Origin of the sequence: Naasia sp. SYSU D00057 (assembly GCF_017916505.1) — a bacterium.
Taxonomy (GTDB): Bacteria; Actinomycetota; Actinomycetes; order Actinomycetales; family Microbacteriaceae; genus Naasia.
In genome coordinates this window covers 148659-169098 of record NZ_JAFMSZ010000006.1, presented here as the reverse complement: position 1 = coordinate 169098, position 20440 = coordinate 148659, and the positions used below count along the sequence as shown (strand labels likewise).

Annotated in this window: 23 protein-coding genes; 9 read left to right on the top strand and 14 right to left on the bottom strand. The window is 72.4% G+C overall.

Going from position 1 to position 20440, the window contains the following annotated elements; genetic code table 11:
• The first annotated feature begins 9 nt into the window (after positions 1 to 9).
• Positions 10 to 189, top strand: a complete 180-nt coding sequence (locus J3P36_RS15945) for a hypothetical protein (RefSeq protein ID WP_210509230.1) — start codon at positions 10 to 12, stop codon at positions 187 to 189.
• A gap of 1 nt (position 190) precedes the next feature.
• On the opposite strand, the gene smpB is transcribed toward J3P36_RS15945, so the two are convergent.
• The 4 genes from smpB to prfB all read right to left on the bottom strand — a co-directional run bounded on the left by smpB (position 191) and on the right by prfB (position 4352).
• Positions 191 to 670 (bottom strand): SsrA-binding protein SmpB, encoded by a 480-nt coding sequence (gene smpB / locus J3P36_RS15940; RefSeq protein ID WP_210509229.1) that lies wholly within the window; start codon positions 668 to 670, stop codon positions 191 to 193.
• Between the two features lie 67 nt (positions 671 to 737).
• Complete coding sequence (gene ftsX / locus J3P36_RS15935) at positions 738 to 1640, bottom strand: permease-like cell division protein FtsX (RefSeq protein ID WP_210509228.1); 903 nt, start codon at positions 1638 to 1640, stop codon at positions 738 to 740.
• Positions 1637 to 2974, bottom strand: a complete 1338-nt coding sequence (gene ftsE, locus J3P36_RS15930) for a cell division ATP-binding protein FtsE (protein ID WP_210509227.1) — start codon at positions 2972 to 2974, stop codon at positions 1637 to 1639. The genes ftsX and ftsE overlap by 4 nt, the downstream gene beginning before the upstream one ends.
• Before the next feature lie 256 nt (positions 2975 to 3230).
• Positions 3231 to 4352 (bottom strand): peptide chain release factor 2, encoded by a 1122-nt coding sequence (prfB, locus tag J3P36_RS15925; protein WP_210509226.1) that lies wholly within the window; start codon positions 4350 to 4352, stop codon positions 3231 to 3233.
• 92 nt (positions 4353 to 4444) lie between these two features.
• On the opposite strand from prfB, the gene J3P36_RS15920 reads away from it, so the two are divergent.
• Complete coding sequence (locus J3P36_RS15920; RefSeq protein WP_210509225.1) at positions 4445 to 5692, top strand: MFS transporter; 1248 nt, start codon at positions 4445 to 4447, stop codon at positions 5690 to 5692.
• On the opposite strand, the gene J3P36_RS15915 is transcribed toward J3P36_RS15920, so the two are convergent.
• The 3 genes from J3P36_RS15915 to J3P36_RS15905 all read right to left on the bottom strand — a co-directional run bounded on the left by J3P36_RS15915 (position 5674) and on the right by J3P36_RS15905 (position 7907).
• A complete protein-coding gene (locus J3P36_RS15915) occupies positions 5674 to 6939 on the bottom strand; it encodes an RNA polymerase sigma factor (protein WP_210509224.1) in 1266 nt (421 codons plus the stop codon). The genes J3P36_RS15920 and J3P36_RS15915 overlap by 19 nt on opposite strands.
• A gap of 52 nt (positions 6940 to 6991) precedes the next feature.
• Positions 6992 to 7408, bottom strand: coding sequence for a YciI family protein (locus J3P36_RS15910; RefSeq protein ID WP_210509223.1), 417 nt, complete (start codon positions 7406 to 7408; stop codon positions 6992 to 6994).
• An 85-nt stretch (positions 7409 to 7493) separates the two neighbouring features.
• Complete coding sequence (locus J3P36_RS15905; protein WP_210509222.1) at positions 7494 to 7907, bottom strand: YciI family protein; 414 nt, start codon at positions 7905 to 7907, stop codon at positions 7494 to 7496.
• A gap of 174 nt (positions 7908 to 8081) precedes the next feature.
• On the opposite strand from J3P36_RS15905, the gene J3P36_RS15900 reads away from it, so the two are divergent.
• The 4 genes from J3P36_RS15900 (at position 8082) to J3P36_RS15885 (ending at position 12402) form a co-directional block, all read left to right on the top strand.
• Positions 8082 to 9134 carry an LLM class flavin-dependent oxidoreductase gene (locus J3P36_RS15900; RefSeq protein WP_210509221.1) on the top strand — a complete coding sequence of 351 codons (1053 nt, stop codon included), beginning with the start codon at positions 8082 to 8084 and terminating at the stop codon, positions 9132 to 9134.
• Positions 9135 to 9153: 19 nt separating this feature from the next.
• A complete protein-coding gene (locus tag J3P36_RS15895) occupies positions 9154 to 9759 on the top strand; it encodes a DUF4865 family protein (RefSeq protein WP_210509220.1) in 606 nt (201 codons plus the stop codon).
• Positions 9760 to 10036: 277 nt separating this feature from the next.
• Complete coding sequence (locus tag J3P36_RS15890) at positions 10037 to 10516, top strand: DUF6220 domain-containing protein (protein WP_210509219.1); 480 nt, start codon at positions 10037 to 10039, stop codon at positions 10514 to 10516.
• Positions 10513 to 12402: a multicopper oxidase family protein gene (locus J3P36_RS15885; protein ID WP_210509218.1), complete on the top strand. Its 1890-nt coding sequence runs from the start codon at positions 10513 to 10515 to the stop codon at positions 12400 to 12402. Before J3P36_RS15890 ends, J3P36_RS15885 begins: the two co-directional genes overlap by 4 nt.
• A 12-nt stretch (positions 12403 to 12414) precedes the next feature.
• Here the strand turns inward: J3P36_RS15885 and J3P36_RS15880 are convergent, their stop codons facing one another.
• The 3 genes from J3P36_RS15880 to J3P36_RS15870 are packed head-to-tail and all read right to left on the bottom strand — an operon-like array spanning position 12415 to position 13644.
• Entirely contained in the window at positions 12415 to 12852 is a 438-nt protein-coding gene (locus J3P36_RS15880) for a pilus assembly protein TadG-related protein (RefSeq protein WP_210509217.1), read from the bottom strand.
• Complete coding sequence (locus J3P36_RS15875; protein ID WP_210509216.1) at positions 12849 to 13286, bottom strand: hypothetical protein; 438 nt, start codon at positions 13284 to 13286, stop codon at positions 12849 to 12851. Before J3P36_RS15875 ends, J3P36_RS15880 begins: the two co-directional genes overlap by 4 nt.
• Positions 13258 to 13644: a TadE/TadG family type IV pilus assembly protein gene (locus J3P36_RS15870; protein WP_210509215.1), complete on the bottom strand. Its 387-nt coding sequence runs from the start codon at positions 13642 to 13644 to the stop codon at positions 13258 to 13260. Before J3P36_RS15870 ends, J3P36_RS15875 begins: the two co-directional genes overlap by 29 nt.
• Before the next feature lie 102 nt (positions 13645 to 13746).
• On the opposite strand from J3P36_RS15870, the gene J3P36_RS15865 reads away from it, so the two are divergent.
• On the top strand, positions 13747 to 14082 hold the full coding sequence (locus J3P36_RS15865) for a VOC family protein (RefSeq protein ID WP_210509214.1): 336 nt from the start codon (positions 13747 to 13749) through the stop codon (positions 14080 to 14082).
• An 11-nt stretch (positions 14083 to 14093) separates the two neighbouring features.
• Positions 14094 to 14729, top strand: coding sequence for a GyrI-like domain-containing protein (locus J3P36_RS15860; RefSeq protein WP_210509213.1), 636 nt, complete (start codon positions 14094 to 14096; stop codon positions 14727 to 14729).
• Here J3P36_RS15860 and J3P36_RS15855 read toward each other — a convergent pair.
• Entirely contained in the window at positions 14716 to 14898 is a 183-nt protein-coding gene (locus J3P36_RS15855; protein WP_210509212.1) for a hypothetical protein, read from the bottom strand. The genes J3P36_RS15860 and J3P36_RS15855 overlap by 14 nt on opposite strands.
• 126 nt (positions 14899 to 15024) lie before the next feature.
• Between J3P36_RS15855 and J3P36_RS15850 the strand changes: the two genes are divergently transcribed.
• Complete coding sequence (locus J3P36_RS15850; protein ID WP_210509211.1) at positions 15025 to 16740, top strand: NAD(P)-binding protein; 1716 nt, start codon at positions 15025 to 15027, stop codon at positions 16738 to 16740.
• Between the two features lie 115 nt (positions 16741 to 16855).
• On the opposite strand, the gene J3P36_RS15845 is transcribed toward J3P36_RS15850, so the two are convergent.
• From J3P36_RS15845 to J3P36_RS15835, 3 genes are all read right to left on the bottom strand, one after another.
• Entirely contained in the window at positions 16856 to 17356 is a 501-nt protein-coding gene (locus J3P36_RS15845) for a hypothetical protein (protein ID WP_210509210.1), read from the bottom strand.
• A 113-nt stretch (positions 17357 to 17469) separates the two neighbouring features.
• The gene (locus J3P36_RS15840) at positions 17470 to 19137 is read right to left on the bottom strand and encodes a GTPase family protein (protein ID WP_210509256.1); all 1668 of its coding nucleotides are present in this window, start codon (positions 19135 to 19137) and stop codon (positions 17470 to 17472) included.
• 5 nt (positions 19138 to 19142) lie between these two features.
• On the bottom strand, positions 19143 to 20440 hold a 1298-nt coding region (locus tag J3P36_RS15835), incomplete at its 5' end, for an ABC transporter (RefSeq protein ID WP_210509209.1).

The following is a 20440-nucleotide window of genomic DNA, read 5'->3' as shown; positions in this document are numbered from 1 at the left end:
GGTGGCCGCGTGGTGGATCGGGACGACGAGACGCAGGAGGAGCGCGCCCTGCGCGCCCTGCAGTCGATCTGGGCGGGGGGCGACGTCGGTCAGGAGTCGTCGAAGCTCGCCGATGAGTTCACCGATGCGCACACCGACCGGCTGAAGGGCTGGGCCAGGCGGCGGTTCCGCCCGCGCGACCCCTCCTGATCTACTCGCCCAGGTGGCGGCGCGTCGACATGGCGCGCTCGGCCTCGCGGCGGTCCTGGCGCTCGCGCAGAGCCTGGCGCTTGTCGTACTCGCGCTTGCCCTTCGCGACCGCGATCTCGACCTTCGCCTTGCCGTCGAGGAAGTAGATCTGCAGCGGGACGAGCGTGTAGCCGCCCTCCTTGACGCGGTGGCTGATCTTGAGGATCTGCTGCTTGTGCAGGAGCAGCTTGCGCTTGCGTCGCGGGGCGTGGTTCGTCCAGGTGCCCGAGAGGTACTCGGGGATGTAGACGGCGTCGAGCCAGGCCTCGCCGCTGTCGTCGATGAACGCGTAGCCGTCGACGAGCGACGCGCGGCCCATCCGCAGCGACTTCACCTCGGTGCCCATGAGCACGAGGCCGGCCTCGTAGGTGTCCTCGATCGAGTAGTCGTGGCGCGCCTTGCGGTTGGTCGCGACGACCTTCTGTCCCTGCTCGCGTGGCATGGCGCACCTCCTTCGACCGGATCGGGCAGCCGCCCAGTCTACCGGTTCCCGGACGGACGTCCGGGCGTCAGACCCGCAGGTGGCGGCGGATGGCGATGTTCGCGGAGAGCCCGGCCAGGACCACGCCGACGGCCACGAGGAGCGGCACCACGATGAAGGCGTCCGAGAGGGTCACGAACGAGAACCCGAGCTGGGACTGCGCAAGATAGCCCTGCACGAAGAACTGGACGATGCCGACCACCACCGCGCCCGCGAGCAGCGAGGCGAACATCCCCTCCAGCACGAACGGGGTCTGGATGAACCGGTTCGAGGCTCCGACGAGCCGCATGATGCCGAGCTCCCGGCGTCGGGAGAAGGCGGACAGACGGATCGTCGTCGAGATCAGGAGGCTGGCCGCGACGAGCATGATGGCCGCGATGCCGATCGCGGTGATGCTCGCCGTGTTCAGCACGGTGAAGATCTGGTCGAGGAAGCGGCGCTGGTCGACGACGCTGTCCACGCCGGCCATGCCGGCGAAGCTCTCCTGCAGGACGTCGGACTGCGACGGGTCCTTGAGGTTCACCCAGTAGGCCTGGTTGAGCAGGTCGGGCGTGACGTAGTCGACGAGCGAGTTCCCGGAGAACTGCTCCTGGAACTTCGCGTAGGCGTCCTCCTGCGACTCGTAGTAGTACTTGTCGACCAGCGGCCCGAGCGTGTTGGAGGTGAGCTGCGCCTCGACGGCGGCGACCTGCTCGGGCGTCGCCGCTCCCCCGACGCACGCCTCGCTGCCGACCGTGCCGTTGCAGAGGTAGATGGCCACCTGGGCGCGGTCGTACCAGTAGTTCTTCATCTGGCCGATCTGCAGCTGCAGGAGCGCGGCGGCGCCGACGAAGGTGAGCGAGATGAACGTCACGAGCACGACCGAGACGACCATGGAGACGTTGCGGCGGAGGCCCTGACCGACCTCGGACCAGATGAGCGCGAACCTCATGATGTGGGTCCGACCTCCTGTGCGGATGTGGGCTCGAGCTCCTCGTCGTGGTCGCGGAGGCCCAGCCGGACGGCGAGCGACAGCGGGTCGCCGGCGAGGTCCGGCGCGGCGTCCGGCTCCGGGTTGCGGAGGAGGGTGCGGAGCGAGTCGGTCTCCGGCGCGCCGGCCGCGCGGAGGCGGGCGGCGAGCGGCAGCTCGGAGCGGGGGGACGTGGTCTCGTCGATCGGCGACACCGGCGCGGGGGCTGCCGACGGCGCCGCGGCGGAGGCGACCGGAGCGGGCGCCGTCTCGGGAGCGGCCGAGGCCGCGGCGTCGGCGGCACTCGCCACGGGGACGGCGGCGGCGCGCGGCTCGGCCGGCTCCGGGCCGGCGGGCGGCGCGGCGGGCTCTGCTGCCCTCGGCGGCAGAGCGACGGGCGTGGTGGCCGGGTGGGGCTGGGCGGCGACGACCGGGACCGGCGACGTGGTGACCGGCACGGGCACGTCCTCGGCGGGCGTCTCGGCGACCGGCTCGGCGACCGGCACGGCGGCGGTCCTCGGCGTCGGCGCCGGCTGGGCGGGCGCCGCGTGCGCGACGGGCTCGTCGACCGGCGCGGCGGTGACGGGCAGGTCGGGGATCGGTGCCTCATCCGGCGGCGCGATGATCGGCACGGAGGTGGTGTAGCCGCCCTCCGTCTCGTCGCGGACGATGTTGCCGCCGACGAGCTCGATGACGCGGCGCTTCATGGCGTCGACGATGCCGACGTCGTGGGTGGCCATGACGACGGTGGTGCCGCTCAGGTTGATGAGCTCGAGGACCTGCATGATCCCCTGGCTGGTGGCCGGGTCGAGGTTCCCGGTCGGCTCGTCGGCGAGGAGGATCGCGGGCTTGTTGACGACGGCGCGCGCGATCGCGACACGCTGCTGCTCGCCGCCGGACAGCTCGTGCGGAAGGCGCTCGGCCTTGCCGTCGAGGCCGACCATGCGCAGCACGTCGGGCACCGCCTCCTGGATGAAGCCGCGGGACTTGCCGATCACCTGGAGCGTGAACGCGACGTTCTGGTAGACGGTGCGGTTCGGCAGCAGCCGGAAGTCCTGGAAGACGACGCCGAGGCTGCGGCGGAAGTACGGGATCTTGCGGTTCGAGATCGAGGCGAGCCGCTGGCCGAGCACGTGGATCTCGCCGGACGAGGGCTTCTCCTCCTTGAGCACGAGGCGGAGGAAGCTCGACTTGCCGCTTCCGGACGCCCCGACGAGGAACACGAACTCGCCGGCCCGGATCTCCACGTCGACGGCGTTGAGCGCCGGCTTCGAGTTGCCCGGATAGAGCTTGGTGACGCGGTCGAAGCGAATCATGGCGCCTCCGAGCGTAGGAGCGCCGCCCGCCGGTGCCGGGAGCGACACCCGGAACCGGCCCACCCCGGTGACCGAGGAGACCGCGGAGCGGCCCACCCCGGTGATTGAGGAGGCCGCGGAGCGGCCGTCTCGAAATCACGCGACCTTGCCTATGGACTCCGCCATCCGCGTGGCCGGGTTCGCGGGATACGTCGCGTGATTTCGAGACGCCGGCCTGCGGCCGGCTCCTCAATCACCGGGGTGGTGCGGAGGTGGGTCAGTCCTCTGTCTTCTGCTTCCGCCAGCGGATGCCCGCGTTGATGAAGCCGTCGAGGTCGCCGTCGAACACCGCGGAGGGGTTGTTGACCTCGTGCTCGCTGCGGAGGTCCTTCACCATCTGGTACGGGGCGAGCACGTAGGAGCGGATCTGGTCGCCCCAGCTCGCCGTGATGTTGCCGGCGAGCTCCTTCTTCTTCGCGTTCTCCTCCTCGCGCTTCAGAAGGAGCAGGCGCGAGGCGAGGACACGCATGGCGGCCGCGCGGTTCTGGATCTGGCTCTTCTCGTTCTGCATCGAGACGACCGTGCCGGTCGGGATGTGCGTGATGCGGACGGCGGAGTCGGTGGTGTTGACGGACTGGCCACCGGGTCCGGAGGAGCGGAACACGTCGACCCGGATCTCGTTCTCCGGGATGTCGATCGACTCCGTCTCCTCCATGAGCGGGATCACCTCGACGGCGGCGAAGCTCGTCTGCCGCTTGCCCGCGGCGCCGAACGGCGACATCCGGACGAGGCGGTGCGTGCCGGCCTCGACCGACAGGTTGCCGAACGCGTAGGGGGTGTCCACCTCGAAGGTCGCTGACTTGATGCCCGCCTCCTCGGCGTAGCTCGTGTCCATGACCTGCACCGGGTACTTGTGCTGCTCGGCCCAGCGCAGGTACATCCGCAGCAGCATCTCGGCGAAGTCGGCGGCGTCGACGCCGCCGGCGCCCGCGCGGATCGTGACGACCGCGGGCCGCGCGTCGTACTCGCCGTTGAGGAGGGTCTGCACCTCGAGCTCGCCGAGGATCTGCTGCAGCGCGGTGAGCTCGGCCTGCGCCTCCTCGCCGGTCTCGGCGGCGATCTCGTCGTCGGCCTCGCCGTTGGCGAGCTCGACGAGCACCTCGAGGTCGTCGAGGCGGCTCTGGATCTCGGTGAGCTTCGCGAGCGTGGACTGGGCGTGGCTGAGCTCGCTCGTCACCTTCTGGGCGCGCGCGGTGTCGTCCCAGAGGTCGGGCGCGCCGGCCTGCTCGGAGAGGTCGGCGACGCGCGCGCGGATCGCGTCGACATCGAGGACCGCTTGGATCGAGGAGAAGGTGGAGCGCAGTTCCGCGATCGACGCGGAGAAATCCAGTTCGGCCATGGCGCACCCAGCCTACCGGCGGCGTGTCCTCCGGCCGCCCGGGTGCCCCCCGTCCATGCCGCCCGCCGGGCGGGCGTAGGGTCGATGCAGTCATGACCGCGACCGCCGAGACCTTCCGCTGGCGGTCGGCCGCACTCTCGGCGTTCCTGCCCACGCTGCTCTTCTCGATCGGCGAGGGCGCCCTCATCCCGATCATCCCCGTCGCGGCGGACGACCTCGGCGCGAGCCTCGCGATCGCCGGCGTCGTCGCCGCGATGATCACGCTCGGCGAGCTGCTCGGCGACATCCCGAGCGGCGCGATCGTCAGCAGGATCGGCGAGCGCACCGCGATGATCGGCGCCTCCGCCATCGCCGCGGCGGGCGCGCTGCTCTCCCTGCTCGCCCCGAATCCGCTCGTGCTGGGGGTCGGCATCTTCCTCGTCGGCATCGCCACCGCGGTGTTCTCGCTCGCGCGGCACGCGTTCCTCACGAGCTACGTGCCGATCGAGTACCGGGCCCGAGCCCTGTCGACCCTCGGCGGCACCTTCCGCCTCGGCTACTTCCTCGGCCCGTTCCTCAGCGCGGCCGTCATCACCCTCACCGGCTCGGTCGCCGCATCCTTCTGGATCTTCCTCGCCGGCTGCGCGGGAGCCGTGATCGTGCTGCTCACCCTGCCCGACCCGGAGTCGACGTTCGGCGCGGTCCGCCGCGCCCGCGCCGGCCGCCACGAGACGGAGGGGCAGCGCCTCGTCGCCGCCGAGGCGGACGGCCTCCTCGGCACCGTCCGGCGCCACCGGGGACTGCTGCTCCGGCTCGGCACGGGATCGGCGCTCATCGCCGCCCTGCGGGCCAGCCGCCAGGTGGTGCTGCCGCTCTGGGCGGTCAGCATCGGCCTCGGCGAGTCGCACACCGCGCTCATCATCGGGATCGCCGGCGCCGTCGACTTCGCCCTGTTCTACACCGGCGGGCAGATCATGGACCGGTTCGGCCGGCTGTGGACGGCGGTCCCGTCGATGATCGGGCTGGGGCTCGGCCATCTGGTGCTGGCGTTCACCCACGACCTGCTGACGAACGAGGGCTGGTTCCTCGCGATCGCCCTGTTCCTGTCGCTCGCGAACGGGATCGGCGCGGGCATCCTCATGACCCTCGGGGCGGATCTGGCGCCGCCCGGCAATCCGGCGCCGTTCCTCGGCGCCTGGCGATTCACGAACGACTCCGGCGGCGCGATCGCCCCGCTCCTCGTCGCGGGTGTGACCGCGGTCGCCTCACTGCCGGTCGCGGTCGCCGTGATGGGGGTGCTCGGCTTCGCGGGCGCCGGGGTGCTCCTCCGCTACGTCCCGCGCTACTCGCCGCGGCGCTGACCGGCGGCGGCGCGCGCGAGGAGCTGCGCCTTCACCCGCTCGTTGCCGGCGAGCTCGGCGGCGCGCGCGAACTCGGCGCGCGCCTCCTCCTCCCGACCGAGGCGGGAGAGCAGGTCGGCGCGCACCGCGGCGACGAGGTGGTAGCTGCGGAGCGTCTCGCGGCTCGCGAGCTCGTCCACGACGGCGAGCGCCGCGCGGGGGTCGCCCGCCATGGCGACGGCCACCGCCCGATTGAGCGCGACGACGGGAGTGGGGGTGACCCGGAGCAGCCGGTCGTAGGTCGCGACGATGCGCCCCCAGTCGGTGTCGGCGGCGGTGGCAGCGACCGCGTGGCACTCGGCGAGCTCCGCCTGCAGGCCGTACGGGCCAAGGTCGGGGCCGAGCCGCCGGGCCCGGTCGAGGGCGGCGCGACCGCGGGCGATCGCCGAGCGGTCCCACCGGGAGCGGTCCTGGTCGGCGAGGAGCACCGGCTGCCCGTCCCGGTCGACGCGGGCGGCGAAGCGCGACGCCTGCAGCTCCATCAGCGCGACCATCCCGTGCGTCTCCGGCTCGCGCGGCAGCAGTGCCTGGACGACGCGGGCGAGGCGCAGCGCCTCCCGGGCGAGGTCGACGCGCAGGAGATCGCTTCCGCCGGTCGCCGCGTACCCCTCGTTGAAGACGAGGTAGAGCACCTCGAGCACGGCGCCGAGGCGGGCCGGGAACTCGTCGGCCTGAGGCACCTCGAACGGGACTCCGGCATCGGCGAGAGCGCGCTTCGCCCGCGAGATGCGCTGACCCATCGTCGGGCTGCTGACGAGGTAGGCGCGGGCGATCTCGTCGGTCGTCAGGCCGCCGACCACCCGGAGGGTGAGCGCGACCCGGGACGCTCGGGGCAGCACCGGATGGCACGCGGTGAAGATGAGGCGCAGGACCTCGTCCCGGATCGGCTCCTCCGCCCGCCGGTCCGGCGCGCTCCGCTCCTCCCGCTCGTCCTGCCCGGCGGCGAGGTCCGGCATGCGGGCGGCGAACCGGTCGTCCCGGCGCCAGGCGTCGATGGCGCGGCGGCGGGCCACGGTGGTGAGCCAGGCACCGGGGTTGCGGGGCACGCCCGTCCGCGGCCACTGCTCCATGGCTTCGAGGAGCGCCTCCTGGGCGAACTCCTCGGCGGCGTCGAGGCTGCCGAGCGAACGGGTGAGCACCGCGACCACCTTCGCGGACTCGATCCGCCAGACGGCGTCGAGTGCCGCCCGGCTCGCGGCCGCCGTCATCGGGCCGCCCCCAGGTGCGGGGGCGACCCGATCGACCGGGAGGGTCGGATGCTCAGCCGATCCTCTCTCCGCTGGCGCTCCGCCACTCGCCCTCCTGCTTGACGGCGTCGAGGTCCAGGTCGAACTCGTCGAGGGACGGCATCCGCCGGACGGTGATGCTGCCGGACCGGAGCGGCGCCTTCCGCGCCCACTCGACGGCCTCCTCCTGCGTGGCCGTCTCGAGGATCCAGTAGCCGGCGAACACCTCCTTCGCCTCGGCGAAGGGCCCGTCGGTGACCTCGGCTCCGTTCTCGGAGTACTCGATCCGGACGCCCTCAACGGCCGGGGACAGCCCCTCCGCGGTGACGAGGACGCCGGCCTCGGCGAGCTCGTCGTTGTACGCCCCCATCACGGCGAACATCGTCTGCAGCTCCTCGGGGCTCAACTCCACGTCGGTCTCGGCATCGCACATCACGAGCATGTACTTCATCGGTTCCTCCTCAGCGTCGAGGCGGTTCCGCCTCACCTCCACGTCGATCGGCGGGCGCGCCTTTCGACAGGTCGCCCGAGGGGATTCAGGCGGTCCGCGCCTCGTTCTCCTCGCGCCACTGGATCTCCTTCTGGACGTGCTCGTTGTCCTGGTTGAACTCGTCCACGGTGAAGACCTGGCGCACCTCGACCTCGCCGGAGCTGAGCGGCACGCGCTTCGCCCACTCGACCGCCTCCTCCTTCGACGAGACCTCGATCATCCAGAACCCGGCGAGCAGCTCCTTCGTCTCGGCGAACGGCCCGTCCACGACGCTGCGGTCGTCGCCGTCGAAGCTCACGCGCGCGCCGTCGGCGCTCGAGTGCAGGCCCTCGCCGCCGAGGAGCACGCCCGCGGCGATCAGCTCGTCGTTGTACACGCCCATCGCGTTGATCGCCTCGTCGTCGGGCACCGCGCCCGACTCGCTCGCGGCGTCGGCCTTCAGCAGCAGCATGTACTTCATCTCAGGTTCCTTTCGGTGCGCGGGCGTCTCTCGCCCTCACTTGGACGTCGCGCGGGGACCGCCGTTTTCGACATCCCCTCGCGGAGATTCTGCCGAGTCGGCCTCACCTTCCGCATCCTGGACGGGAATGGCCGCCGCATCCGCGCGGTTGGCGCGAGGGAGAGAGAGGCGGCCATGACCGGAATCCTGGAGCTCGGGCTCGACACGTTCGGCGATGTGACGCGGCAGGCGGACGGCTCCCCCACGCCGTACGCACAGGTGATCCGCGACGTGATCGAGGAGGCGGTGCTCGCCGACTCGGTGGGCGTGGACTTCTTCGGCGTCGGCGAGCATCACCGCGCCGACTTCGCGGTGTCCGCGCCCGACGTCGTGCTCGCCGCCATCGCCGGCCGCACCACGCGGATGCGCCTCGGCTCGGCCGTCACGGTGCTGAGCTCGGACGATCCGATCCGCGTCTTCCAGCGCTTCGCGACCCTCGACGCCGCCTCCTCCGGCCGCGCCGAGGTGATCCTCGGGCGTGGCTCGTTCACCGAGTCGTTCCCCCTCTTCGGCTACGACCTGTCCCAGTACGAGGAGCTCTTCAGCGAGAAGCTCGACCTGTTCGCCGCGCTCCTCGAGGAGGGCCTCGTCACCTGGAGCGGCTCGGTCCGCTCCGCCCTCAAGGACCAGGAGGTGTATCCGAAGACCGAGTCGGGACACCTGACGACCTGGATCGGCGTGGGCGGGAGCCCCGAGTCGGTCATCCGGGCCGCCCGCTACGGGCTGCCGATGCTGCTCGCGATCATCGGCGGCGACCCGCGCCGCTTCGCGCCGTACGCCGACCTCTACCGCCGCGCGCTCTCGCAGCTGGAGTCGCCGCAGCTGCCCATCGGGGTGCACTCGCCCGGTCACATCGCGGACACCGACGAGCAGGCGCGCGAGGAGCTGTTCCCGCACTACAAGGCGATGCGCGACCGCATCGGCCGCGAGCGCGGCTGGCCGCCGATGGGCGCGGACGAGTACCGCCAGGAGATCGAGCACGGCTCGCTCTACGTCGGCTCCCCCGAGACGGTGGCGGGGAAGATCGCGGCGACCGCCCGGGCGCTCGGCATCGACCGGTTCGACCTCAAGTACAGCGCCGGCCCGCTTCCCCACGACGCGATGATGCACAGCATCGAGCTGTACGGCACCCGGGTGATCCCGCGGGTGCGGGAGCTGCTCGCCGAGAGCGCACCGGTCGCCGGCTGACCGGAAGCGTCGTCCCGTCATGCTCGCGATGCACTACCGGATCCCGCTTCCCGCTGACTACGACATGGCCGTCATCCGCGAACGGGTGTCCCGCGGCGGGCCGCTGCTCGACGACTACGCGGGGCTCGGCCTGAAGGCATTCCTGGTCCGTGAGAAGGGCGTGGACGGCTCGCCCGTCAACGAGTACGCGCCGTTCTATCTCTGGTCGGACACGGCAGGGGCCGCCTCGTTCCTCTGGGGCGGCGACGGGTTCGGCGGCATCGTCCGAGACTTCGGCCGTCCGGCGGTCCACACCTGGATCGGCGGCTCCGCGATCGCCGGTCCAGCTCGCGACTCGCCGGCGAGATACGCGGTGCGGGTCGTGGAGCCGCTCCCCGCCGACGTCGACCCGGCCGCGCCCGCTGCGGCGGTCGAGGCTTCGCTCAGCGCGCGCCGAAGCGAGGACGGCCTGCACACTCTCGCCTACGGCATCGACCCGGCGAGCTGGCAACTGGTCACCTTCGCCCTGCACGGAGACCGGCCCGATCCGCGTGCGGGGGAGCTCTTCCAGGTGCTGCATCTCTCGGCGCCCGCCCTCGATGCGCTGCCCGCCGCGGTGCACAGTAGGCAGCGCATCGCGCGGTGAACGGTCGGAGGACCCACTCCAGGCACCGGGTGGCGCCGACCATCGGCCGGGCGTCATCGACCCCGGACCACGGTGCGGAGCAACCGGCGCTCCGTCGACTCTGAGCACGATCCCACCCTCCGCCATCGTCCTCCCGAGCCAGGCCGAGGAGCGCATCGCCGGCTGGGACTTTCGTCCCCTCGCGCCCCCCGGCGCCGCTAGTACCGTGCGGTGTGCTCGCCGCCCGGGCGAGCACATCGGGCGAGGGTGCCCTCGTCCCTGACCGCATCGAGGGGCCATGCGCAAGGTTTTCGTCGTCGTCACCGCACTTCTCACGGTCTCGACCGCACTGCAGATCTACTTCGCCGCGATGGGGGTGTTCAGCGTCCCGGACGACCACCTGTTCGCCATCCACGGCACGAACGGCCGCATCGTCCTGCCGATCCTCGTGCTGCTGACCATCCTGACCGCGGCCCTCGCACGTGCCGGGAAGCGCACGATCTGGCTGAGCGTGATCGTCTTCGGCCTCCTGATCCTGCAGACGCTGTTCTTCATCCTCACCGGGGTGATCTTCGGCGTCACCGAGGAGAGCACGGAGGTGCCGCTCGCCGCCACGCTGTTCGTCAGCCTGCACGGGCTCAACGGCCTGGCGATCATCGCCCTCAGCGCCACCCTCTTCGCCCGGGCGCGGCGCCTCGCCCGTGAGCCGAGGGACTCGGCCCGCAAGGCGGACGCGACTCCGTCCCCGGCCGAGGTCAACACCGTGCCGAGGGCGTGAGCACCTCCCTCCTCCTCCTGCTGGACCTCGCCCTCGGCGGCGCGTGCGCCGGCGCCTGGGCGGGCGCGACCGTGCTCGCCGCGCGGACGCGCACCCGGCAGTCCACGCCGGCCGCCGCCCTGGTCGGCGTGGCGATGCTGCTCGTGCTCGCGCAGGCGGGTGTCGCCGCGCTGCTCGCCGGTCAGGCGTGGGGCCTCGTGCAGGAGAAGCTCGTCTTCGCGGTCCCCCTGCAGCTCGCGGTCGGGATCGCGGTCGCCGTGGTCACGCTTCCCGTGCTGCTCGGGCGCGTCCGTCCGCGGCCCACGGTCGTCCTGACCGCGCTGGTCGCCGCCTCGGCGTCCGCGGTCGCCGGCGTGCTCGCGCGTGTGCTGATCGGCTACCCGCTGACGGCGGTCCCCGCGATCGCGCTGCTGCTCCTGGTCGCCGTCACGACCTGGCTGACGGCCGCGCTCCTCCGCCGCGACCGCCGTCAGGTCGTGGGAGCCGGCGCCCTCGCCGGGCTGCTCGTCGTCGCCTCCACCGGCTACGCCTGGCTGTCGGACATCGCGTCGCCGGGCGCCATCGCCGCGCACGCCCATGCCGCCACGTCGCCGGCCTCAGCGGAGGGCACCGTCTCGGTCGCCGATCTGCGCACGCCGGCGGACGCTCCCGGCCGGCTGCGGCACTTCGACCTGACGGCGCGGCAGCAGGACATCACCTCCCCGGGCGGGCGGGAGTTCCGCGCGCAGACCTTCGGCGCCGTCGGCGGACCGGAGCTGCGTGTCGAGGTCGGCGAGCTCGTCGAGGTGACCCTGCTCAACGAGGACATCGAGGACGGAGTGACGCTGCACTGGCATGGCTACGACGTGCCCAACGGCGAGGACGGGGTGGCCGGCGCCACCCAGGAGGCGGTGCTTCCCGGCGAGTCGTTCACCTACCGCTTCGTCGCCGACGAGCCGGGCACCTACTGGTACCACACCCACCAGTCCTCGGCCGATGGCATCCGGCGCGGCCTGTTCGGCACCCTCGTGGTGCTGCCGGTCGGCGGCATCGAGGAGCAGGTGGACGTGACCGTGCCGCTGCACACCTTCGGCTCGACGGTCTGGCTCGGCGCATCCGATCTGCCGGAGGTGCGGCGCGTCATGGCGGGCCCGAGCGCGCGGCTGCGGCTCGTCAACACCGACCAGATCCCGCACCGGTTCCTGCTGAGCGGCGCGGAGTACCGGGTCGCCGCCGTCGACGGGCGGGAGATCGCCGGCGGGGCTCCCGTCATCGATCGGTCCGTCCGCGTGCCCGCGGGAGGCCGCGTCGACCTCGTCTTCACGGTTCCCGAGACCGGCGTCGTGCTCACCACGGAGGCGTCCTCCGCCGCGTCACTGGCGATCGCGCCGCAGGACGTCGATCCGAGCGAGATCGAGGTCGTCGACCGGGGCGAGCTCGACCTCCTCTCCTACGGCGAGCGAGGCGACCTGCAGCTGCCGGCGTCGATGACCGACGAGGAGATCGTGCTCGACCGCCAGCCCCGCTTCCTCGGCGGGCTGCCCGCGAACGCCTACACGGTCAACGGCGCCGTGTTCCCGCACATCGAGAACATCGAGGTCACCGAGGGCCAGGTGGTGCGGCTCACGGTCGCGAACCGCAACTGGGAGACCCATCCCATGCACCTGCACGGACATCACGTGCTCGTGCTCTCCCGCAACGGCGTCCCTGCGACCGGCGCGCCGCTCTGGCTCGACACGTTCGACGTGCAGCCGGGCGAGGTGTGGCAGGTGATGCTCGTGGCGGACAATCCCGGCATCTGGATGGACCACTGCCACAACCTCGACCATGCCGACGAGGGCATGATGATGGCGCTCACCTATCGCGGGGTCACGACGCCGTACGACCACACCGGCATCAGCGGCTGAGCGCCGCTCCGATCACCGGAAGGCGGTGCGCGCGGTCGACGTCACCTCGATGCGGACGCCCGCCGGCAGCAGCGGCCCGGCGACCGGCGGACGCCACAGGGTGGCCAGGGTGACCACCGCCGTCGTCCCGTCCTCCGCGGACACGTCCTCGAGAGCGAGTCCCTCGGGCGACGCGGACACCCTCGCCAGGTAGTCGCGGACCGCGTCCTCCACCTCGTCGTGCGTGAGGTGCGCGCGAACCCGCCCGTCGGCATCGACCTCGACCGCGTCGAGCGGGAACGACTCGGCGCCGGCGAGCGCCGCGGCGTCGGCGAGCGTGAACAGGCGCTTCCGCTCCAGGTAGAGCGAGCTGGCGGCCGCGACGACGAGGATCGCCGCGAGGGCGAGGGCGAGGAACCCGGCGACGAGCGGCAGGATCGACCCGTCCTCGGAGCCTGCGCGGCGCATCATGCGGCCTCGCCCGGGAAGCGGCTGATCGGCAGCGTCGCCGCCCCCTCGACCGGGACGGCGGCCGGGATGGAGTCGGGCAGGAGCGGCAGCGGCACGTGGACGCGAACCGTGACCATCACCTCCCCGCCGGGCCCGCACTCCGGCTCAGGGCGGCACACCATCGCGACCGAGGCCCCGGCACTCGGCACACCGAAGTCGGCGAGGGCGGTGCCGATCGCCTGCTGCACTCGGCTCTCGGCACCGGGATCGTCGCCGGCTCTCGCAAGAAGGAGCGCGGCGCCGCGGGCGGCGCCCTCCGTCGCGAACGCCGCGGACTGCAGCGCGGCGAGCGAGAGCACCAGGTAGACGAGCGGGACGAGCAGCAGCACCGAGCCGACGAGGAACTCGAGGGCGGCGCTGCCCTCCTCAGGACCGGCGGTCCTCCATCGGCGCATGGCCCGCCACCTCCAGCCCCCGCTCGACGCCGACGAGCCCGAGCACGGGCAGCGGCGCGGTGACCGTCACCTCGGCGACCGGGACGCCCTGCCAGTCGGCCGTCCCGGCTCGCACCTCGACGGGGTAGCCCTCCCCGAGCGCGGTCGCGATGAGGCGGCGGGTGCGCTCGGCGCCGTCCTCCAGACCGGCGCCGGCGAGGGATGCGTAGCGGGCGCCTTCCGCGGCGGCGTCGATCACGGTGTTGCGCACGTGGAGGGCCAGCCCGAGCTGCAGCACCGAGAGCACGAGCACGGTCAGAAGGCCGCCGACCATCACGAACTCGGCGGGCGCCGAGCCCCGCTCCCCGTTCGCCGACATCGCCCCAGGGTGCACCGCCGGCTCGGCGCGGCGCCCCGCTTCTCCACAGCTTCCGCTCCGTCCGCTCTGGCCGCACGCGCCGGTGCCCATTAGGGTCCCGGCATGGCTCTGGACCTCTTCGCGGGGATCGCGGTCCGCGACCTGCAGGACGCGCTGCGCTGGTACGAGCGGCTGTTCGGCCGTCCGGCGGACCTGGTCGCCGGCACCGAGGCGGTGTGGGACCTCGCCGAGAACCGCTCGATGTTCCTCGAGGAGCGCCCGAGGGCCGGCGGCTCGGTCAGCGTCGTCTTCGTCGACGACCTCGACGAGCGGGTCGCGGGAATCGCCGCGCGCGGCATCGAGCCGGTGGAGTGGCTCTCCTTCGGCGATGGGATGCGCGAAGCGGTGTTCCGGGACCCGGACGGCAACGAGCTCCGCCTCGGCACCGCCGCGGGCTGAGGCGCGCCGCCGTGGCGAAGTTCGATCTCAAGACCGCCCACAGGGACGTGTACTCGGGCAGGGAGGGCGTCATCGCCCTGGTCGAGGTTCCTCCGCTGAAGTACCTCGCGATCGACGGCGAGGGCGACCCGAACACCGCGACGGATTACACGGACGCGGTGACGGCCCTGTTCTCGCTCGCCTACGCGATCAAGTTCGCGAGCAAGGCGTCGGCCCGGGACTTCGCCGTCGGGCCTCTCGAGGGCCTGTGGCGCTCCGACGACCTCGGTGCCTTCCGCCGTCGCGAGAAGGGGTCATGGCAGTGGACGATGCTCATCGCCCAGCCCGACTGGATTCGAGAGGAGCAGCTCGCGGACGCGGCCGAATCGGCGCGGAAGAAGCGGAAGGGCACGCCGCACCTCGAGCGGGTGCGGCTGATCACCCTGACCGAGGGCCTGTCCGCGCAGGTCCTGCACGTCGGCTCCTACGACGACGAGGGCCCCATCCTGGCGCGCCTGCACGACGAGTACCTGCCTCAGCAGGACCTGGCGCCCCGGGGCGACCACCACGAGGTCTATCTCGGCGACCCGAAGCGCACTGTGCCGGAGAAGCTGAAGACGCTGCTGCGCCAGCCCGTCGAGCGGATCGGCGGCGTCAGAGCGAGCTGACGCGCTCGATCGCCTGCTCGAACACGCCGGTGAGGGCGGGGCCTGCGACGCCCCAGAGCAGCAGCACGAGCCCGGCCGTCATGAGGGTGATGAGCACCCAACCGGGCACGTCGCCGCGCTCGTCATGACCGATCCACACCGCGGATTCCCGCCACCTCGACTTCGACATGCCGGAGAGTGTGACGAACCCCTGCCTTTCCCGTCCGATCCATCCACAGCAGGGCGCCTCAACGGTGTCCGCACGGATGCCGATATTCCTCTGCCCGGCCGCGATCCGAGTTGTAGCATCCCGACCATGGGCGGCGAGGCTGACGACACCGAGCGGCCGACGACACCACCGCCGCCCCCGTACACGCCTTTCTCGCAGCTGGGGACGCCGACGGAGCCGCGCCCTTGGTGGGCACCCGCGGGCTGGGTCCTCGTTGCTCTGTCCACGACGATCCTCTGTGCGGTCTTCCTCGCGCTATCCCCGCTGGTCCTGCTGTACGTCGGGGCCCGCCGGCTGTGGGCGGCGAACCTCCGCTACCGTCGCGACCCGGAGGACCTCCGGATCGCGATCGTGGGAGCGGGCTGGAGCGGACTCCAGTGCCTCGCGAGGTTCAAGTCCCTCGGTGTGCAGCACGTCGACGTGTTCGAGCGGTACGACCAGATCGGCGGCACCTGGTCCCCGAACCTGCGCTATCACGGCCTGCAGGTCCACGGCAGCATGACCGTGACCTCGTTCGACGGCTTCCCCTACAGCGACGATCCCGACGTCCAGGGCGGCAAGGCCTTGGCCGAGGAGGTCGAGCGCTACATCCATCGGTTCGCCGACAGCCGGGACCTGCTTCCCCATGTCCAGCTGCACTCGAACGTCGATGCGCTGAGCTGCCGCTCGTCGGATCGCACCGGCACCCTGGCGGTCACCGACACCCGGACCGGGGCATCGCGCACGTCGGGCCGCTACGACCTGGTCATCTGGGCGTCGATGGCGGCGTTCGGCAACGTCCCCCGACTCCCCGGCGCCGACGGATTCCGCGGGAGGCAGTTGCACACGACCCAGTTCTCGGACGCGGAGTTCGACGACATCGTGCGCTCCAACCGGCGGATCATCGTCGTGGGTGGCGGCAAGGCGTCCTGCGACGTGGTGCTGACCTTGCGGCGCATGGGCTACGACAACTTCACCTGGGTCATGCGGAAGCCCTACCTGTTCTACCGGTACGAAGTGCTGCTGCACAGCGGTTCGCCGATGGACCGCGTGCGGGGCTTCACGTACTTGGCGACCGCGGTCTGGACGGGCCTGTCGAAGCGGCTCGGCGCCGTGCTGCACTGGGCATCCGGCCACCTGTACACCTATGGACGGCCGCACGCCGATTTCACGCACTTCCATGGCGGGCTGCTCGACGCCACGCAGCGGCAGGAGCTCGGGAAGATCCCCTACACGGTGGGCGACCCGGTGCGTTTCAGCGAGGACTCCCTCGTCCTCGCCGACGGTCGCGCTATCGCCGGAGACGTGGTGATCTGGGCGACCGGCAACAAGAGCGGCATCGACACCCTCTCACTGACGAAGGACGGCGAACCGTTCACTCTTCGCCCATCGGCGAAGCTGTACAACCACTTCGTCGTCCCTGACCTGCCGGTTCTGGCGTCGTCCACGGCACTGTGGACGGCGTTCGGACCGATGCGTGCGACGAACTCGGCGGATCTCGCCGTCCACCACCTCTGCGTCCGCGGGCCGCGCAGCGAACGGCGGATGCAGCGTGCGGCGCAGCGGCAGCTGAGCCACAACAGCATCGTCCACTCCTTCCTCTGGGCGAAGGGGGCGTGCTGGCTGCAGCAGTGGGTCCACTTCCACATCGACCTGGTGCTGCAGGGCCTCACGCCGGTGGAGTCGTTCCTGCGGCATGCGATCGAGGTGTTCGTCCTCGGCAGGGAGACCCCGCTCGCGTTCGACATCTTGCCCCGGCAGCACTCGACTGCTGTCAGCGGAGGCGCGCGGAACCGGGAAGCGACCCTGTCACGTTCAAAGTGACGCCGGGAGCGCCGCCTCACGCCGCCGCGGCTCGCGCAATCAGCTCGCTGATATCCGGCGACCCCGGAGCCCGGCACCGATCGCGGGTCGTTCCCACGATCGGCGCCGGCGGCGATCACGCGCTGTGGACGAGGCGCAGGCTCTCCTCGATCTCCTCGCGGCTGTCCATCCGGGTGCCGATGCCGTAGGTGTACCAGTCGGGGTTCTCGGCCGTTCCGCCGACGACGCACTCGAGCGCGCTCTCCGGCTGGTTCGCGTTGTTGCCGTCCGTCACCTCGATGTAGATGCCGACGTACCCGTCGTCGCGGACCACGGAGACCGTCTCCTCGAACGGGGCGTAGATCACGTTCGCCGGGTCGCCCTCCGCCAGATACCCTCCGGCCGACGCGATCTGCTGCTTGCAGAGGTCGTACGCGATCTCCGGCGTGATGTCCCCGCTGGCCACCGGCGGCGCCGAGGTGTCCGGGGTCGGCGTCGCGGGAGCGGGCTCGGTGGTCGGCGACGGCGACTCGACCGCGGGCGACGAGGGGGCATCGGATGCCGCGGGCTGGGGGGACGCGCAGCCGGCCAGGGCCAGGGCGGGGAGGAGGACGAGCATGGGGAGGAGCTTTCGCATGGCTCCTACCCTGGAGAAGCCGACGAGGGCCCACTAGGACGAACGTCCACTTGCAATGGTTTCGCAACCATCCGGGACGTCGCGGGCGAGGCACGGCCGCGCCGTGCGGACGGTCAGCGCCTCGCGTGGTCGAGGTGCTCGCGCGTCCTGCCGTGGCGCTGCAGCACCGCGGCGATCGGGGCGAGGATGCGTGCCTCGGTCACCTCCGCGATCGACTTGCGCAGCCGCCCGGCGACGACGGCTCGTCGGCGGCGCGCGCCGACCCGGGCCCACCACCGGGCGAGGCCCGCGAACACCATGCCGAGCAGCGCTCCGCCGATCAGCATGAGCGTCGGCACGGGCACGACTCCGACGGTCGGCGTCTCGGGCTCCGGCAGCGCGAGGAGCCCGAGCACGTAGAGGCCGAGCAGCCAGAGCGCGCCGAGCACGGCGACGAGTCCGAGGATCCACTGCAGCACGTTCGCCACCAGCCACCAGCCCGGTCGACGGAACCGGAGCGAGGTGTGGAGCACGGCCTGATCGAGGGCGTCCGACAGCCCCTCGGTGTCGCGCGTCGCCGCGTCCTCCACCGCCTCCGCCCAACGACCCGGCAGTCCCTCCGCCGCGCTCCGCGTGAAGGAGCGCACCGCGACGTCGACGGCCGCGCGGGTGGCGCCGGTCGGCGTGGGAAGGGAGGAGCGGCCGAGGACCGCGCCGACGTCCGCGTCCTCGAGCTCGTCCGCCGCCCGGCTCACCGGTGCCTCGCCGACCCTCAGCCGGCGCAGCGGGTCGCGGCCGAGCCGCCCGGTCCAGCGGGTGAAGAGCCAGCCGGAGTGCGCGAGCGCTCCCCGCCGGTAGTCGCGGCGGACCGCGTCGAGCACGAGGGGGACGCCGGCGGCGCGGGCGAGCGCGGTGTCGAGGTTCTTGCGAGGCAGCCGGTCGGCGTCCGCCTCGGTGTCGGCGACGCCGGTCCGCAGCTCCGCCGCGGTGGTGACGACGTCGGCGCTCAGCCGGCGCCGCGCCGCGGCATGCCCCTCGACGGCCGACGCGATGCGGCGCCGGAGCTCGCCGACCCCCTCGCCCGTGCGCACCGAGGTCGGCAGCACCGTCGCCCGCGAGATCCCGTCCCGCGCGAGCAGCCGGCCGAGGTCCGCCGCGCACTCCTCGACGGCGGCCGGGGGAAGCCGGTCCGCCTGGTTGAGCACCGCCAGCGTCACCGCCTCGTGCTGGGCGAGGAGGCGCACGAAGTCGTCGTGCAGGCGGGCGTCCGCGTACTTCTGCGGATCGGTGACCCAGACGAAGACGTCGACGAGCTGGAGGATGCGCTCGGCCTCGATGCGATGCGCCACCTCCCGGGAGTCGAAGTCGGGCAGGTCGAGCAGCACGAGGCCATCGAGGGCCGGCCCGTCCCCGGCCTGGCCTGCTTCGGATCCCGGTCCGACGAGGTGACGGGAGTCGACCTGGAGCCAGTCGAGCAGCTCGCCGGCGTCCCCGGCACCCCAGACCGCTGCGGTCGGCTTCGACGTGGTCGGCCGGCGGGCGCCGATCCGCGACACGTCGGTGCCGACAAGCGTGTTGAACAGCGACGACTTGCCGCTGCCCGTCGCGCCGGCGAGCGCGACAACGGTGTGGTCGAGCGACAGGGCGGTCCGCTCCCCCACCTTGGCGACCACGGCGCGGGCCCGGGCCGACTCGACTGGGTCGAGCTGCGCGCCGCCCGTCCCCAGCGCCGCGTCGAGGGCAGCCACCCGGGCAGCGAGGTTCTCGGCCGGGTCCGCCGCGCTCGCGCCGCCCCTCCGCATCGCGCTCACCGCGCCGCCTTCACGGTCGCCGCCGCGGCGACCAGCGCCTCGCTCTGGCCGGCCGAGACACCGACCCGCTCGACGGCGCCGAGGTAGCGGCCCAGCTCGTCGGCGTACAGCTCGGACACCCGCTCGATGAGCCGCTCCCGGGCCTTCTGCGCGAGCTCGCGCACAGCCTGGTCCCCGAACACCGCCTCCAGCACCTTCTGGGCGGCGACCGCCGTGCCGCCGGCGATGCCCACCTCGATGAGGGCGAGCCCGGCCGTGCTCGCGAAGGCCAGCAGCATGAGGACGACCCCGAGGCCGTTCACGCCGTAGGCCATGAAGCGCGCGGTGAGCCGCCGGTCCTGCCCCTCCTCGCGCACCATGTCGAGGATGTCGCCCTGCCAGTCGCGCACGAGCCGCTGGATGCGGTCGTCGAGCCCGGGGCTCGCGGCGGCGAGCTCCGGGGAGACGGCCAGGAGCTGCTCACCCCCGGGCAGCGTGCGCCAGGCCCGGGCGGCGGTGCTCGCGGCGAGCTCCGCGTGATTGGAGATGAGCAGGGCGGCGCCGGACTGGAGGGCCTCGCCGAGCGCCTGGTCGCGCGGCGGCTCACCCTTGAAGAAGGACGTGACGCGGTCCCGCAGCCGCGACACGGTGGACTCGACCTGGCGGAAGAACTCGCCGGTGCCGACGAACTCCTGCCAGCGGGCGAGGACCTCGCCGCGCAGCAGGGTCCCGTCCTCCATCCCCTCGCGGACGTGGTTGACGCCGTCGGCGTAGGCGAGCGACGCCGAGCGCTCGAGCGCCTGCGCGGCCTCGCTCTGCTCGGTGGACGCGGCGACCAGGGCCGCGACGCGCTGATCGAGCGACTCGAGCGCGCCCTGCAGCGTCTGGCGGACGACGTCGGCGCGCGCCTGCGCGTCCCCGGCGAGCCCGGTCAGCCAGCGGCGGATGCCGGCCGTCTGGTCCGCCGGCAGGAAGCCGGACTCGAGGCGCGACTCGGCGATCGGGAAGATCGGCGCCTCGTCGAGGCCCTGCTCGCGGAGCATCTCGGCGAGGTGCGACCGGATCTCCCCGATCACCTCGGGCGGGACGCGGTCGAGCACGATCGCGACCGAGGTGCCGCGCTCGGCCGCCTCGCGCAGGAGGTCCCACGGTACCGCGTCGGCGTAGCGGGCGGCCGTGGTCACGAAGATCCACAGGTCGGCGGCCGCCAGCAGCTGCGCGGCGAGGTCGCGGTTGGCGGCCACAACGCTGTCGATGTCGGGGGCGTCGAGGAGCCCGAGCCCCTGGCCGACGGCGTCCGTCTCGACCAGGCGCC